This window comes from Butyrivibrio sp. XPD2002 (assembly GCF_000423945.1).
Classification (GTDB): domain Bacteria; phylum Bacillota; class Clostridia; order Lachnospirales; family Lachnospiraceae; genus Butyrivibrio.
This window is the reverse complement of record NZ_KE384114.1, coordinates 142,163-157,005: the sequence shown is the minus strand read 5'-3', so window position 1 is coordinate 157,005 and position 14,843 is coordinate 142,163. Positions and strand designations below refer to the sequence as shown.

General features: G+C 40.0%; 13 protein-coding genes. 1 reads left to right on the top strand and 12 read right to left on the bottom strand.

Features of this window, described 5'->3' with window-relative positions; all coding sequences use genetic code 11:
• Positions 1-9: 9 nt before the first annotated feature.
• The 3 genes from rsgA to G587_RS0116995 all read right to left on the bottom strand — a co-directional run bounded on the left by rsgA (position 10) and on the right by G587_RS0116995 (position 3,158).
• Positions 10-1,023 (bottom strand): ribosome small subunit-dependent GTPase A, encoded by a 1,014-nt coding sequence (gene rsgA, locus G587_RS23335; protein ID WP_035787114.1) that lies wholly within the window; start codon positions 1,021-1,023, stop codon positions 10-12.
• Between the two features lie 411 nt (positions 1,024-1,434).
• Positions 1,435-2,382, bottom strand: coding sequence for an L-lactate dehydrogenase (locus G587_RS0117000; RefSeq protein ID WP_026493213.1), 948 nt, complete (start codon positions 2,380-2,382; stop codon positions 1,435-1,437).
• Between the two features lie 41 nt (positions 2,383-2,423).
• A complete protein-coding gene (locus G587_RS0116995) occupies positions 2,424-3,158 on the bottom strand; it encodes an ATP-binding protein (RefSeq protein ID WP_026493212.1) in 735 nt (244 codons plus the stop codon).
• A 135-nt stretch (positions 3,159-3,293) separates the two neighbouring features.
• Here G587_RS0116995 and G587_RS0116990 point away from each other — a divergent pair, with 135 nt between their 5' ends.
• Positions 3,294-3,953, top strand: a complete 660-nt coding sequence (locus tag G587_RS0116990; protein WP_026493211.1) for a Crp/Fnr family transcriptional regulator — start codon at positions 3,294-3,296, stop codon at positions 3,951-3,953.
• A 435-nt stretch (positions 3,954-4,388) separates the two neighbouring features.
• On the opposite strand, the gene G587_RS0116985 is transcribed toward G587_RS0116990, so the two are convergent.
• The 9 genes from G587_RS0116985 to G587_RS0116940 form a co-directional block, all read right to left on the bottom strand.
• On the bottom strand, positions 4,389-4,874 hold the full coding sequence (locus G587_RS0116985; RefSeq protein ID WP_035787112.1) for a GNAT family N-acetyltransferase: 486 nt from the start codon (positions 4,872-4,874) through the stop codon (positions 4,389-4,391).
• 140 nt (positions 4,875-5,014) lie between these two features.
• Positions 5,015-5,806: a hypothetical protein gene (locus tag G587_RS0116980; RefSeq protein ID WP_026493209.1), complete on the bottom strand. Its 792-nt coding sequence runs from the start codon at positions 5,804-5,806 to the stop codon at positions 5,015-5,017.
• Between the two features lie 71 nt (positions 5,807-5,877).
• Positions 5,878-6,717 carry a leucine-rich repeat domain-containing protein gene (locus G587_RS24720; protein ID WP_051201117.1) on the bottom strand — a complete coding sequence of 280 codons (840 nt, stop codon included), beginning with the start codon at positions 6,715-6,717 and terminating at the stop codon, positions 5,878-5,880.
• A 174-nt stretch (positions 6,718-6,891) separates the two neighbouring features.
• Positions 6,892-7,338: a YrhA family protein gene (locus tag G587_RS0116970; RefSeq protein ID WP_026493207.1), complete on the bottom strand. Its 447-nt coding sequence runs from the start codon at positions 7,336-7,338 to the stop codon at positions 6,892-6,894.
• Between the two features lie 10 nt (positions 7,339-7,348).
• Positions 7,349-8,467: a polymorphic toxin-type HINT domain-containing protein gene (locus G587_RS24715; RefSeq protein ID WP_051201116.1), complete on the bottom strand. Its 1,119-nt coding sequence runs from the start codon at positions 8,465-8,467 to the stop codon at positions 7,349-7,351.
• Positions 8,468-8,587: 120 nt separating this feature from the next.
• Positions 8,588-9,442, bottom strand: a complete 855-nt coding sequence (locus G587_RS0116955) for a polymorphic toxin-type HINT domain-containing protein (RefSeq protein ID WP_026493206.1) — start codon at positions 9,440-9,442, stop codon at positions 8,588-8,590.
• On the bottom strand, positions 9,439-12,462 hold the full coding sequence (locus G587_RS0116950) for a hypothetical protein (protein ID WP_026493205.1): 3,024 nt from the start codon (positions 12,460-12,462) through the stop codon (positions 9,439-9,441). The genes G587_RS0116955 and G587_RS0116950 overlap by 4 nt, the downstream gene beginning before the upstream one ends.
• A gap of 70 nt (positions 12,463-12,532) precedes the next feature.
• Positions 12,533-13,624 (bottom strand): hypothetical protein, encoded by a 1,092-nt coding sequence (locus G587_RS0116945; protein ID WP_026493204.1) that lies wholly within the window; start codon positions 13,622-13,624, stop codon positions 12,533-12,535.
• 23 nt (positions 13,625-13,647) lie between these two features.
• On the bottom strand, positions 13,648-14,763 hold the full coding sequence (locus tag G587_RS0116940; RefSeq protein ID WP_026493203.1) for a hypothetical protein: 1,116 nt from the start codon (positions 14,761-14,763) through the stop codon (positions 13,648-13,650).
• Positions 14,764-14,843 lie beyond the last annotated feature (80 nt).

Here is a 14,843-nt window from a genome sequence, read left to right as displayed (position 1 = left end):
TCTCTTGCATTATCCCTGTGAATATGACCTGTTATTAGATTCTTTAAACTTCTTTGCTACCTTCGCCCACTTCGCAATTTCCTTTTTCTTTGCATAGTTACGAACATTCTCGGTTGTAAGTGACTTATAGAGCATATATCTCTCCTTAGACAGCTCTCCACTTTCAATCGCTGCCTTGATTGCACATCCGGGCTCTGTATCATGCTGGCAATCACTGAACCTGCACATAGCTTCCAGCTCTACGATATCCGAAAATGTATCTTCCAACCCCTCTTCTGCTCTCGCAATGCCAATCTCCCTCATTCCGGGAGTGTCAATTATTGAAACGCCATTTTCAAGTTCTATGAGCTGTCTGTAAGTAGTGGTATGTTTTCCTGTAGAATCGGAAGCACGTACCTCTGAAGTCTTCATGATCTCTTTTCCTGCAAGAGCATTAAGAAGCGTTGATTTTCCTGCTCCGGAGGATCCTAAGAGCGCGATGGTGGTTCCGCTCTTCATGTACTCTGAGAGCTCCTCAAGTCCTATATCATAGAGGGCGCATATAGCATGAACTCTCACCTTGTCAGATATAGTCTCCACCTCTCTTATATATCTGCCTGTGTTGCTGCATAGGTCTGCTTTGGTCAGTATAACTACCGGCACAGATCCACCCTGCAATACAACACTGATATATCTTGCAATCCTGTTGTAGCTGTAGTCCTCGTTTAATGAGGTAATGATAAAAGTATAATCCGCATTGGCCAGCATATACTGCATAGTGCAGCTCTTTGCCTGATCAGGTCTTTGCAGAAAACTCCTGCGGTCACAGATCGATTCGATTACAGAATCGCCAATTGGATTGTAATCAAAAATTACATAGTCACCTACTACCGGAAGCTGACTCGCCTCAACCTCCCTGAAACTTCCCTTTAGTTTTGCAGGTACCTCTTTCCCCTGAAACCTGATGGTGTAGGTATTTTTTTGAATCTCAGAAATTCTTCCTTTGTTTCCTGTTGGTAAAGTGTTTTGCTCATTATTATTCATTGTTTTGTCTCCATTTTTTCTTGTTAAAGTTATTTGTCACATCTGTACGGAGACCCTGTTTATGGAAATATTGCTTAAGTATACATAGAAAAAGCCGCGACAAAAATGCCACGGCTAAAATCGCAAAATGCCAATTATTATATAACGAAAGACGGCAAAGTAAATTATGCCTCTTTCTGATGATACTCATAAGCCGAGGGTCTCACACTATATTCAGTTACAATCTCTACACTGCTTATTCTCATTTCAAACATATATGATTACCTCGCTTTCTTTTAGATTTAGTACTCTTAGAGTTTATCAATAAAACGTAAATATATCAATAGTTACACTGATTTTGGTGTGTTTTACACCGATTATCACTCCTATCTGTTAAGTCGCCTGAATTACTGTAATTCATCAATTTATCATTTACAGAACTTCCTCTATTACCTTTTTCAAAGTGTTAGCAGACGCTCTTAAAGCCTCTGTTTCTGCATCATTAAGGCTGATCGGCACTGTGCTCTCAACGCCATCTTTTCCAACAATTGCAGGCATGCTCAGGGCCACATCAGAAATGCCATGGTTGTCGTGCTGCAAACTTGATACCGGAAGAATGGTCTTTTCATCACGAACAATCGCTTCGCAGATCCTGCGTACTGACATTGCTATGCCGTAGTAAGTAGCGCCCTTCTTTTCGATTATCTCGTAAGCACTGTTCTTGACATTTTCAGCAATCTGCTTCATCGATTCCTCATGGCTAAAGTGGCCTCTCATCTCGCAGAAATCATGGATAGGAATCCCTGAAACATTAGCGCTGCTCCAGGCTGCAATCTCACTGTCTCCATGTTCTCCAATTATAAATGCGTGTACAGACCTGCTGTCCACAGAAAGATGCTCTCCCAGAAGATACTTGAATCTTGCAGTATCAAGAGTAGTTCCGGATCCAAACACTCTGTTTTCAGGATAGCCCGAAAGTTTTTTTGCAGCATAAGTGAGGATATCCACAGGATTAGCGACTATCAGCATTATAGCATCCTTGTTGACCTCCGCTATCTGGGGAATGATGGACTTAAAAATGCCGACATTCTTTTTTACAAGATCAAGTCTTGTCTCGCCGGGCTTTTGGCCAGCACCGGCTGTTACCACGATAACATAGGCATCAGCTATATCCTTGTATTCTCCGGCATATATCTTCATAGGCTTTGCAAAAGGAAGTCCATGGCTGATATCCAGCGCTTCGCCTTCAGCTTTTTCCTTATTGGCATCTATCAGTACCATCTCTGAAAAGAGACCGCTTTCCATGATTGCAAATGCTGATGCAGCACCTACAAATCCACAACCTATAACAGCTACTTTCCTGTAATTTAATCCAGCCATGATGTTTCCTCCTTTTCCAATTCTTTATAATGAAAACTGATTTACTCTATAACTTCACCGTTTCTGGAGATGGTTACAACCTGCCAGGGAAGGAACTTACCACTGTTTCTTATAGCATTTTCAGCGGCCCTCTGAAGTCCTCCGCAGCAAGGCACTTCCATCCTTACTATCGTAACACTTGCGATGTCATTGCCATTGATAATTTTTGTCAATTTCTCAGTATAGTCACCCTCATCAAGCTTGGGGCAGCCTATCATTGTGATCTTACCCTTCATGAAGTCCTCATGCATGTTCGCATAGGCATAAGCTGTGCAGTCTGCAGCGATAAGAAGCTTTGCTCCCTTATAAAAATCTCCTGTTGTAGGAAGAAGCTTTATCTGGCAGGGCCACTGCTCAAGTCTCGAAGGATGTGATACAAATCTGTCTGCCAATGTAGCACTACTATTCTCTTTCGGTTCTTCTTTTTTCTCGAACTTCATGAATCTCGAGCCGGGGCATCCTCCTGTGTGACTCTCATGATGCCCATCAGGACAGGACTTTAATTCTTTTGCCTTATTAACCGCAGCTTCATCGTATTCAGGAGCTTCTCTCTCCTCAAATGTGATAGCACCTGTAGGACAAGATGGAAGACAGTCGCCAAAGCCATCACAGAAATTTTCTCTTACAAGCTTTGCTTTTCCATCGACCATTTCTATTGCACCTTCGTGGCAGGCATTTGCACAAAGCCCACAACCGATGCATTTATCCTCATCTATCTTGATTATCTTACGTACCATATTAAAATGACCTCCTTGCTTTATTGGTGTCAGTTTACTATGATTTAAAATATAAGTATGTTGTTATAACCACATTTTAAAAAAATTCAGAGTTTACATTTCCGAGCCTGACTCTGAATTCTTTGGAGAATTTAGATGGATAATGAAGTTCTGCAGAAAATACCTCTTTTCAGAGGAATGACAGATAAAGAGATTGCCGCTTTATTGAAGGCACTTGATGCAAGAAAACAGTCTTATGAAAAGAACGATCGTATACTCCACGCCGGTTCCAAGCCCGGAGTCATAGGAATCGTTTTATCCGGCAGTGTCACAATCTTAAGTGATGATATTTGGGGAAACAGAACTATCCTCAGCCATGTTGAAAAGGGCGGACTTTTTGCAGAAGCCTATGCCCTTCTTGAGGATGTTCCCATGCTGGTTGATGTCATAGCCAATGAAGGCTGCTCTATACTCTTGCTTAAAACAAAAGGAATCCTGAACTCAGATAAGAGCCAGAATTCCTGGGATTACAAATTTCTGCGAAATCTCTTGTTGATATCTTCAAAGAAAAACCTGAATCTATCCGGCAGAAGCTTTCACACTTCCCCTAAGACAATCCGTGAGCGTGTTATGTCTTATCTGAATACTCTCGCACTTCAGAATGAAAGTACTGAATTCGACATTCCCTTTGACCGCCAGCAGCTCGCTGATTATCTAAACCTTGAAAGAAGCGCTCTTTCCAAGGAACTTGGAAAGATGCAAAAAGAAGGGATAATTGAAACAAGAAAAAGTCATTTCAAGCTGCTTACGTCTTAGGAGTCTATTCCGGGATCATTTTCATCTATAACTCTGTTGGTCCCCGGAAGGCCGTTATTACTTGAACATTTTTCACTTTCAACTATTTTCGCGTAGGTTTTAGCATCAATATTGTCTTTTCTACTAGTCCTAGCAATGATTTTAATATTTATCGCGTAGTTTCTGCCTTAGTATTAACTCTTTCCTACGCGTCTTATCTATGCCTAAGCAATTTTCACGTAGTCGAATGCTTCTAAGTGAACAATTCCTACGTGACAAATCCCCGTTTAAGCGTCATTTATCACGTAGTTATTGCTCTTATGGCAATTTGGTCTACGCGAACTTACTAGCCCTATGGCATTCGACGCGTAGTTCTCCCACAAGCCTAGGTCAAACATTAGTGTACATTCCCCCAGCCTCAATACTTCTTCCGTCCATTAGGGTCCTTTTTCACTTTCATAATTCCTTTTCATAGCACAAAAAGTCCTGTTCAAACATATGACATTCACCGACAACATTGAATCCAAATTTGGCATATGATCGAAGTGCGGGCACGTTGTACTTGTTCACAAGAAAATGTATGCTCTTATATCCCCTGTCCTTAAGTGCTTTCATTCCGTGCTGCATCATAAGTCTGGCTACGCCTTTCCCTTGCATGGAATGTGTAACTGCAAGCCTTGACAATTCTCCACTGGGAGCAAGATTTTTATCCCAATATTCAAGTCTTTCCACATCTTCATCTTTATCTATGGAAATTGCTGCTATGACTTCATCATTCTCTTTCATGACAAACAGGGCATCCCTTGAAAGATCATAATCTATAGTTTCTTCAGAAGGGTAATGATCTGTCCATGCACAAAACTCTCTTCCAAGCTGCTCTTTATAAAGCTTCATTATCTGCTCTCTATCACTTTCTGATGCAAGCACTATATTTTCAAACATTCTTATATCCTCCTATATGACATCACTAAAGTTGCCCTCTAAAAAATGTCTATATTCAGGATTGTCCCTTGCTTCCTCATATTCTTTAAGATTTCTCCTATTTTTCAATCAGTGAGTTAAATAAGATATTACACCTCTTATTATTTAATTTTTGTCTTTATTGAATATGTTCCGAGATCAGTATCAAACGCTACATTCTTGCGTTTAATTTCTACATAAACATACTGGCCCTTTTTGACCTTCATTTTTGTTTTTGCTGTTTTAGCCTTTAATACATCGCCATTTTTCTTAGCAACTTTGCTTTTATTGTATACGGTATACTCAACGGCATAATGATTCTCATTATTAGTGATTGCGATCTTCATAACACCGGTTTTCTTAGCCTTGATCTTGTAAATATCAACATCATCCAGATAATTCAGCTTTCCATTGATTCTCTTTCCGGACTTATACTTCTTAGCTGTTTCAAATGTGTTCGCTTCCTCAGGTGAAATTGAAACTGATGCGGTCCATGCTCCTTTCCATGTACCGTTAGATACTTTTAGATACTTAGTTTCTCCCGCTTTCATACCAACATGAAATGTTGCACAAGGCCATGCGTATGTGGATTTTCCATCACTTCCACCCAATGAATTAAAAACTGCACATTCCGGATTATTGGTAGATGCAGTGACTGTGACTACCGCCACAGATTCACAGTTATTAGCATTAGTAAACTTATACCATCTGAATCCACCGGATGGATCATTATAATCTACTGATCCTTCTACAAAGCTATTGTTTGGTATCTCTAATGCTGATCCCATTGTAATATTTGTATCAGCTGCATGAGCCTCTTTGCTGAATGCGGGTGTCAGGATAACTCCCATTGCTATTGCCGCTGATAAAATTGCTGCTGTTGTCCTTTTTACTAATGCGTTTACTTTTTTCATTTTTATCCTCCAAAATTATATTCGAACTTTTCAAATAGTATTCATCAAAAAATCAGGTAATGCATTGCTTTCTATCTAGCTTCAAACGTATAGCCATTTTCATTAGCAAATGTTTCAGCATAACTTCCTGCTGGAGTAACTATTGTACAACCTTCTGGAATTTTGCAATTTATTTCAGTTACAGATGCCGGAATCTCAATCCTTGCAAGAGCATCATCACCTTTAAATGCTGCTTCATCAATCATTTCAACGCCTTCTTCAATAATAACTTCCTGTAAATCCTTGCAATCTTCGAACGCACATAAGCCAATCGTTTTAACATTACCAGGAACAGTTACCCTCTCTAATGAAGAAAGAGAAAAAATCCCCTGACTCATATCTGTCAATGATTTCGGAACATTTATTTCTTTAATGGCAGTTGTGCTAAATGCCGCTTCCCCTATCTCAGTAACCGAATCCGGAAGATTGATAATTTGTAAATTGTCATCCAGATCAAACGCCTTTGCTCCGATTTTGGTCACGTTTTCACCCATGACAACCTCTTCGAGATTATCATTTGCCCAACATGCTGCCTGCTCAATTGTTGTCACACTATCAGGAATAACTATCTTTACTATTGAGTCCCCACTAATGCCATCAATACTGGTAACTTTCGCTCCTTCTATCTCCTCTGGTATATTTATTATCGCTGCTGAACCTTTATATGCACGTATACCAACGGTTCCGTCATCCAAGAAGGTATATTCAAAATCTTCTACCTTGGATTCTTCCAGACTATCTGACTCTTCACTCTGAACAACCTGTTCTTCTTCAATTATTGCGTTTTCACCGCTACTCTCAGCTTTTGCTTCACCACAGGCTGTAATTCCTATAGCCAGCAGCAAAGTCATCATTACTATTTTCTTTTTCATTTCCCAAAATTCTCCTCTTAACTTTGTTACCATATTGATCAATATAAGCACTAAAGGATGTACTGGCATTTGGCTCACAACACCCTTTAGTTTTTCGCCATAGGCGACTATAATTACCAAAAGTACTTCGTCTCTGATATATCAGATTATTGAAGACATGCAAATCCATTTCTATCATTCCAGACATTCATCAAATATATCCTTCATCATATCCTCATAGGAATTATATTTTTTATCTTCATCCCCCATAGGATTAGTCAAACGGTAATATCCTCCGTTCTTTGAATCAAAAACGTAGAAATACAAATCAGTATCAGCCAAATATAATCCATTGCCTTCATAATGCCTTTTCCACATCTCATTTAATTCAATAAAACTATATACTTCTTCAGGCTTTTTTTCGAGTAATTCTTCATCAACTCCATAAACATTAACACCATTAAAACTAAAACCATTTACTATTTTAAATAATGCCATATGTTCATCTGGAATTTCTTGGCCCAATCGTTTTTTTGCCTCAGATTCAAATTTCGCAATTTCATTATCTTTTGCCGGCGCATTTAATTCTTTTCCTATTTGGCTGTAAAAATCCCTTAATTGTCCAATTTCTTTTTCCCACATATTCTTCTCCTTATTTTGGTGGATAAACAGTTCCACTTGGTACAGGCCATGTCCTAGTCACTTTCTCACCTGGCTGACCTTTTGGTTGATCAGATTGATATGTCGTTAAGGCGAAATGATAAGGATCTGTCCTAATCAAAACAAGATTATCATCCGAATTGTCTCCGCCAAATTCTCTTGGTACTATATGGTGAACCTGATATCCAGATGGATTCTTGCCCTGTCTCATTAGATCAATTTCTGCGTCTGTTATTCCTGCTTTTCTCAACTCATCAGCATGTTTTTCAGCTAAATCATTAAGATATTCTTTTTTTCTAGATTTATACTCTGTATCTACTTTTTGTCTCTCTGCTGGTGTCGGAATAGTTGACTCCCGTGTTTCCATCTTAACATTTGGCTCTATAACAAGTTTATTATCCTTTCTATATTCTCCCACAAATGTTGTATCGCCCTCTTTGTTCACAGGTTTTAAATTACACTTATTATGAACCAAAACTCCCGTATCAGAAACATAATATGTATGCCAATCCTCAACCTCAAAATTATATACCCTGACAGGAGTATCTGAGTAACTAAATGAAATACTCTCAACATTTCTGCTGGTTCCATCGAGAAGACATAGGCTATCTCCTATCTGCAACTCTGCAGCTGCTTTAAAGCCTTCTCCCAGAACATAGAACGGATGCTCATATGTTGTACAGATATTTTCATCATCAAATTCCACATTAACGATTATGTTAGAATCATGAACAAATACATCTGCTACATCCTTTATTCCTTGCTCTCCGGTACAATAATTGCATGAGTAGACATCATCCCCGACTTCAATATCTTCTATGTTTTTATTTCCCTCGGGTGTCTTTATCTGTGTACCTGCAACAAAGCAAGCATCGATAGTTCCGCCATTCTTAATAATCTTATCATATTCTGCCTTTTGTTCATCGGTCAAAATATCGCGTCGGCCATTTTTCAAAGCTTCAGCCATTGCCGCTGCATCCCATGTCTCCTTATTCCACTTTGATGTAACGTCATCGCCGTATGTTTTTTCTAATTCCTTTACAACATCCTCGGAATAGTCTTTAACCGCTCTCTGTCGAATGGCAGCAGGACATTCGTTATGAACTAACACACCGACATCTGATACATAATAAGTATGATAATTCTCTACACTAAAGTTGTAGACATTTACAGGTTCATCAAGCTGCCTGTATGTAATTTCATCTATATCAGCGCTTGTTCCATCTAAAAGCTATAAGCTATCTCCAACTTTCAGATCTGACGCCTTCTTAAAGCCTTCTCCAAGAACATAGAACATATGAGGAGCTGTTGTACTAATATCAACATCTTCCAGTTCAATATCAATAAGCTCATCTTCCTCATGCACAAACAATGTTGTAACACTGTTTAATGCCTGCTCTCCGGTATTAACATCGTATGAAAATACTTTATCTCCAACTTCAATATCTTCAATGTTCTTATTGCCTTCAGCAGTCTTTACCTGTGTTCCAGCAACAAAGCACATTCCATATCGTTTATTTACTTCCTTCTCGTACTCACATCTCTCTTTTTCATCGAGGATCTCAGGACAATTATTATCCATAGCATAAATAATTGCTGCTATAGACCATATTTCATCATCCCACTCCTTAGTCTCATCGCCATACTCTTTTTCGATAGCTGCTACAGCTTTTTCGCCATATTTCTTGACCATCTCTTCGCGCTTGGCTTCGTAAGGATCCTTGGGCTTGTCATCATCCTCTTTGGGTTTGTCTTCACCTTCTTCGGGCTTATCCTCACCATCTTCGGGTTTGTCTTCACCATCCTCAGGTTTGTCTTCACCTTCTTCAGGTTTGTCTTCACCTTCTTCAGGCTTATCCTCACCATCTTCAGGTTTGTCTTCACCATCCTCAGGTTTGTCTTCACCATCCTCAGGTTTGTCTTCACCTTCTTCAGGTTTATTGTCATCAGATGTAGCCTCACCATCTCCGGAATTACTATTTTCGGAAGAACCTGTGTCTCTTACAAGTGAGTCTCCGCTCCATGCCATAGTCTTGGCTACCTGGCTAATATGATAGTTGTAGTCAATATTAAGAAGTTTGATCACTTGTATATCATATTTACAAACAAAAGTAATATCATCACTTCCGTTCCATCAGCTGCAAATGATATGTTGGCCTTGTGATTGGTGTCTCCGCCGGAGAATGCTCCCACCTCGGGAAGTGCATCACACTCCTCACCTTCAATAGGTTTCACCTGAACCGCCTTATCATCAAAGGAAATATCCTCGATATCGATAGTGGCTGTTCTAGCCTTGTTGTAATAGAATTCGTTTTCCGCAGCATTGTTATCAAAATCGATCTTGATCTTAGGCTCAGTTCTGTCGATGATAAACTCTTCAGATTCAAAGGTGTCCGATAAATTTCCCGCCTTATCTGTACATGAGAAGCTGAATTTATATTTTCCGTCCTGACTAAAATCAAGTGTTGCTGTGTGCTCACCCTCAGATCCTGACCATCCGCTAGGAGAGGGAGCATTTCCCAGAGCATCAATATTGAGTTCTACACTGCCTTTATCAAAGGACAGATCCTCGACCTTAATGGTTGCTACTCGTGCAGCCTTGTAATAGTGCTCATTTACCGCTTCGTTATTATCAAAGCTTACTGTAACCTTGGGCTCTGTCTTATCAATGATGAATTTTCCTGCATCTGCTGTAGCATTGTATCCGCACTTATCAGTTGCTGTAGCAGTTACAGAGTATTTACCCTCTTCGGTGATATTGTAGGTAGCAACGTATTTTTCACCATCTGTCTCAAAATCCGAAAGAGAAAGGTGATGGCTCTTATCGCCGCCCTTTAAATCCTCTCCGGATATCTCTACCGAAATACCGTTGTCTGCAATGTTTTCTTCTTTTACTGTAACTACCACTGAAACATCGCTGTTTGTATAGTTCTCGGTATCAGCATCCGCGCTGACTTTTCCTGATGAGGACACGTACTTGATATCGATCTTGGGCTTGGAAGAATCGATTACGACCTTTCTGGTTGAAGCACTCTTCTCCTTGTCGTCCGCAGGAGTAATGTTCTTAACCTTATCAGTTGCCTCTATGTAGTACTCGTAACGTCCGTCATCCTTGAACTCGAGCTTATAGACATTGGTCTCGCCGCCGCTGCCCTTCTTCTTTGAGAAGGAAGGTTTTAATCCGTCTCCTACAGCACGCACCTCTGCATTGTCAAAGTTCTTATCCGTGATTCCAATCTGGTTGGAGAATGCATTTTTGAAATACATTGTTCCATCCGGATCCATGAAAACTGCATCTCCCAGATATGCTTCATCAATCCTGGGTGAGAGTGAATCAATTTCGTAGCTTACGTCATCATTTTTTGTATCGGGAAGCAGATCATAAGTATTTCCTGCCCGGTCCTCGAGAACAACACTGGTTATTACGAAGGTATGCTCTGAATACTTGCTTTCCTCGAAAACAATCGCTTTACCGGCCTTGACTGTGCCATCTTTATTGACCTCACCCTCCATGGGTTCCGGAATCTCGGCTCCATCAACTGAGTATTTACAGAGCATTTTCACAATTCCCGATCCCGAATCCTCTGCATCAGCTGAAGTAACATTTACAGCAAACTTGTCATCCTTGGTTACTACCTGACCCTGTGCTGCTGTAATGCTATATGTATAGCTTGTGTTTTCGCCGTTTGTTTCTTTTTCAACGTTCGTTATATCTACAAAATACTTATCAGTATTACCGAAGAAGTTCGCCTTAAAGGTTCCCTTAGGAGCTGTGTTATCAATGCGAATCGGAATATCTATTTTCTTCTTATCCCACTCATCAAAACGGTAATAGCTGAATGTATATAATTTATCCTGATCCTTTGTGGCATCGAATTTATATGTTAAAACATATTCGTTTTTGACATTGCTTATTGTGTCAGGAGCCTTGGTTGCAGGCTCTACCACATCACAGCCACAGCTTAATGAATAATCAGGATCAACCTTTCCATAGGTATGGAACTTTACAGTAACAACAAGAGTTCCATCGTTATATTTGTTATATGAATACCAGGCTCCCTGATAATCATCATTATTTTCGTCTCCATCCTGTCTGTAGAAACTCCATGCTCCGGCAGAAAGCGTATAATTCGTCTTCTGCTCGCTTAAGTTTTCTACATATATTGTCTTTTTTATATCAAATACCGAAGAACCGGGATTTTTGTTATCCCACGCCTCGATGCGGTCAATGTAGTATTCGCCGTCCGAAGGAAAATTGAAATCATATTGACCATTGTCACCTGTTATCACCTGGTCATAGCTTTCCTGTTTTCCGTCCTGTGTCAGCTTGCTGGCAAAAAGCTTTACTTCCTTTACACCTGAAGCATATTCTGTCTCATCGACTACATTTAAGCCTTTCATCTTCTGGGTGTCTTTAACATTTGCTGACAGGCAGAAGGCTCCATCTATGAGATAGCTCTTTCCATCCTTTGAAGCGACTATGTTATTGCCCTTGAAAAGATCTGAAGAAACACTGATGTCCGGAATCTTGGTATCATCCTGACATACAACGCTGTAATAGTATGGATACTCCACTATTTCTTCATTCAGATCTCCATTCTCCCCAATTGTGATTTTTTTCTCAGACAGGATTATTGTTATATTATGGTTGCCCTGAGCCAGATCAAACACATACTTGTGGGTATTATCGTTTGTCTGCTCTTCCGTACTTTGAGGCTCAACCTTTATCCCCTTGGTTGACTCTATCGAAACATAGAATTCCTTGCCCTTGCGAATGATCATCTTGCCATTATCCGGAACAAGTTCCTCTCCGTCATAGTAGAAAGTGATCTTATCCTGCGAAGAAGTATCCTCAACCGATAACGGTGCAGATGCTGCTTTCTTATCGGGCGTCTCGGCTTCACCGCCTTCGTCTGAAGGCTCCTCGTTCTCAGCATTTCCGCCGCTTTCTTCCATATCAGCTCCTGCATCCTCACCGATAACCTGAAAGTCAGCGGTGATTATTTCAGATCTTTCCGAAACTGCACTAACTCCTGTTATCTTTGTGTTTGCAACAATTAGAAAAAGCACTAATGTTAATGCAATCCTGCTATTTATTTTTTTCATCCCCAAATGACTCCTCAATAATGTGTGAATCCTGCATCTACCGCAAAATTCCTTAGTTTCCCCCAAACGATTATTTATTTATAAGCTTGTAAATAGTAAACATCTCTCTTTTGGTCGTTCCATTTCGTTTGTCTAAATATGTGACTCGTATGTATGTTGTGGAACGCTGTTCATGAATCTCTGTACTTCTGATCTTTTGCTGCGTAGGAGCATCATATCTCTTTGTCTTCTCATAACTGGGACCACCCTCATCTGTTGTGGACAGTGTTATCTTCTTGCCGTTTTTCACCTCAGTCCACACAGTTCCCTTTGGAAGGATTGACCAGCTATCAGTTGTACTGTTATCTCTGTATCCTACTGTGTTATATCCCACTTCAATTTTCTGGATCTTAAAGCCCTTATTCATCTTGAATTTGAGCTTTCCGGAGCTCTTTGTTGTGTATGCTCCATCCTTACTGGAATACAGATTGGTTTCTTTTCCCTTATATCTGCTATTTGCACTGACATAGAATCTTTTTCCAGCAAAGGTCGCTTCCTTTATCGCATAGCCGTCTTCCCTTGCAACCACCTTGATGGTCCTAGTTGTTATAACGTTTCCGTCATGATCCAGAGCATCGTAGGAAAACTTGTATGTACCGGCCTTTTTGGTATAGAAGTTTATGCTGTATTTTCCATAAGCATGATACTTATTGGTCTTCTCTGCCTTTGCAATAGTTTCTGCGGAATACTCCTGTTTATTTCCATAAACATCTTTGCAATACTTTTTTCCATCTGTTCCGCTGACGAAGCTGTTAGACTCTGAATAATTATCCTCAAGCTTCTCAGTAACCTTGAGCTTCAAGGCTTTTTTGTTGGTTTTGAAATTACCAAATCTCGCTACGTCGTAGGGCGTATAGATTGTTATGATATTTCCTGCGCCATAATAACCTGTTGTTATGGTCTTTGTTTTTAACTGATCAGCCACATAAGCATTGGCTGCGTGATCAGCGCTATCCTTTGCGACACATGAATCATTTGTATCGCTGTTGTAAAAAACATTCCCTTTATATTGATCACTCCAGTTCACTGTTGAATAAGCCTTAGCATTAAGTGAACCTGTAAGTGTTATAGTCATTGCAGTTGCAAACAACACTGCCTTTTTCATTATTCCTGTCATGTTCATACTCGTGTCTCACCTTCCATGTATCATTTGATGTGTCTGTTGATAGAAAGCTGTTTCCGCCCTGTTGTCTTGGTTTTCTTGTCATAGTAAGTAACGCGGATATATGTCGTCGAGCCCTGACCATGGTTCTCATCAGAATAGATGTCGTATCCTCCCGGTGCCTTTGTATTTGCTTTTCTCTCATAGCTGTCAAAGTATGGATATGCATCCTCTTTATTAAGCCTTATCTTCTTGCCGTTCTTAATTGTCCTCCATGCAACATCAGCAAACTTATTACTCCATTTATCCTCTGTGCTGCCGTTGCTACGTTCTACATGCTGATAGCCAACCTCGATCTTTTTGATTTTGTAGCCCTTGTTCATGGTTATTCTTACTTTGCCGGACTTCTTTGTGTTATATAAGCCCTTGCCTTCGTACAGGTCATTCCTAAGTCCCTTCTGTTTTCCGGCATTGCTCACATAGAAACGCTTACCTGCAAAGGTTGCTTCCTTAATGGGATCATTGTCCTCTTTAGCTACAATCTTTACGGTTTTTGTCGTAATTACATTTCCGTTGTGATCCAAAACATCGTAAGAAAATTCATATTTTCCGGCTTTTTTTGCGTAAAGTCTTATCTTGTAGCTTCCGTGTGCCTTATATTTATTTGTCTTTAATATTTCCTGTTCTGTGGAAGCGTTGTACTGTTTCCTGTTTCCGTAAATATCCTTGTAATATCTTTTTCCATCAGTTCCGATGATCCAGCAGGAACTTGTGTCGGCATTATCAAGACTGTAATTACTCTCATGCTTGTACATCAGCTTAGTCTTGAGCTTGCCATTGTTGGTTCTGAAATTTGCAAATTTTGCAACATCCAGTGTTGTGTAAAGAGTCAGCACGTTGTAATAGGACTTCGTCTCTATCTCGCAGACCGCCTCCTCCTTACCTATATATGTACCAGCGTAACCATCTCTAATCATTGTTGTTACGGACTCATTGGTATCACTATCCGTGTAAGTGTAGGTTCCGTTGGGATTTCTGGTTTCTTCTACGTATGCTTTGACATACCCCATGGGGCAATTTACCGAAACTGCTGCTGATAATGACAGCGCGAATGCAGACAGAAGAATAACTCTTCTGGGATTGACGTATGCTCTCTTCATACCACTCCTCCAAAATTTAAGAATATTTCAATTGAAGGAGGGATTATGTAATAAATGTAAAAAAATGACTGCAAAATCAG

Excerpts from the sequence above, each read along its gene's own strand:
- rsgA (WP_035787114.1), bottom strand. The coding sequence starts at position 1,023 with ATGAATAATAATGAGCAAAACACTTTACCAACAGGAAACAAAGGAAGA.
- G587_RS0117000 (WP_026493213.1), bottom strand. The coding sequence starts at position 2,382 with ATGGCTGGATTAAATTACAGGAAAGTAGCTGTTATAGGTTGTGGATTT.
- G587_RS0116995 (WP_026493212.1), bottom strand. The coding sequence starts at position 3,158 with ATGGTACGTAAGATAATCAAGATAGATGAGGATAAATGCATCGGTTGT.
- G587_RS0116990 (WP_026493211.1), top strand. The coding sequence starts at position 3,294 with ATGGATAATGAAGTTCTGCAGAAAATACCTCTTTTCAGAGGAATGACA.
- G587_RS0116985 (WP_035787112.1), bottom strand. The coding sequence starts at position 4,874 with ATGTTTGAAAATATAGTGCTTGCATCAGAAAGTGATAGAGAGCAGATA.
- G587_RS0116980 (WP_026493209.1), bottom strand. The coding sequence starts at position 5,806 with ATGAAAAAAGTAAACGCATTAGTAAAAAGGACAACAGCAGCAATTTTA.
- G587_RS24720 (WP_051201117.1), bottom strand. The coding sequence starts at position 6,717 with ATGAAAAAGAAAATAGTAATGATGACTTTGCTGCTGGCTATAGGAATT.
- G587_RS0116970 (WP_026493207.1), bottom strand. The coding sequence starts at position 7,338 with ATGTGGGAAAAAGAAATTGGACAATTAAGGGATTTTTACAGCCAAATA.
- G587_RS0116950 (WP_026493205.1), bottom strand. The coding sequence starts at position 12,462 with ATGAAAAAAATAAATAGCAGGATTGCATTAACATTAGTGCTTTTTCTA.
- G587_RS0116945 (WP_026493204.1), bottom strand. The coding sequence starts at position 13,624 with ATGAACATGACAGGAATAATGAAAAAGGCAGTGTTGTTTGCAACTGCA.
- G587_RS0116940 (WP_026493203.1), bottom strand. The coding sequence starts at position 14,763 with ATGAAGAGAGCATACGTCAATCCCAGAAGAGTTATTCTTCTGTCTGCA.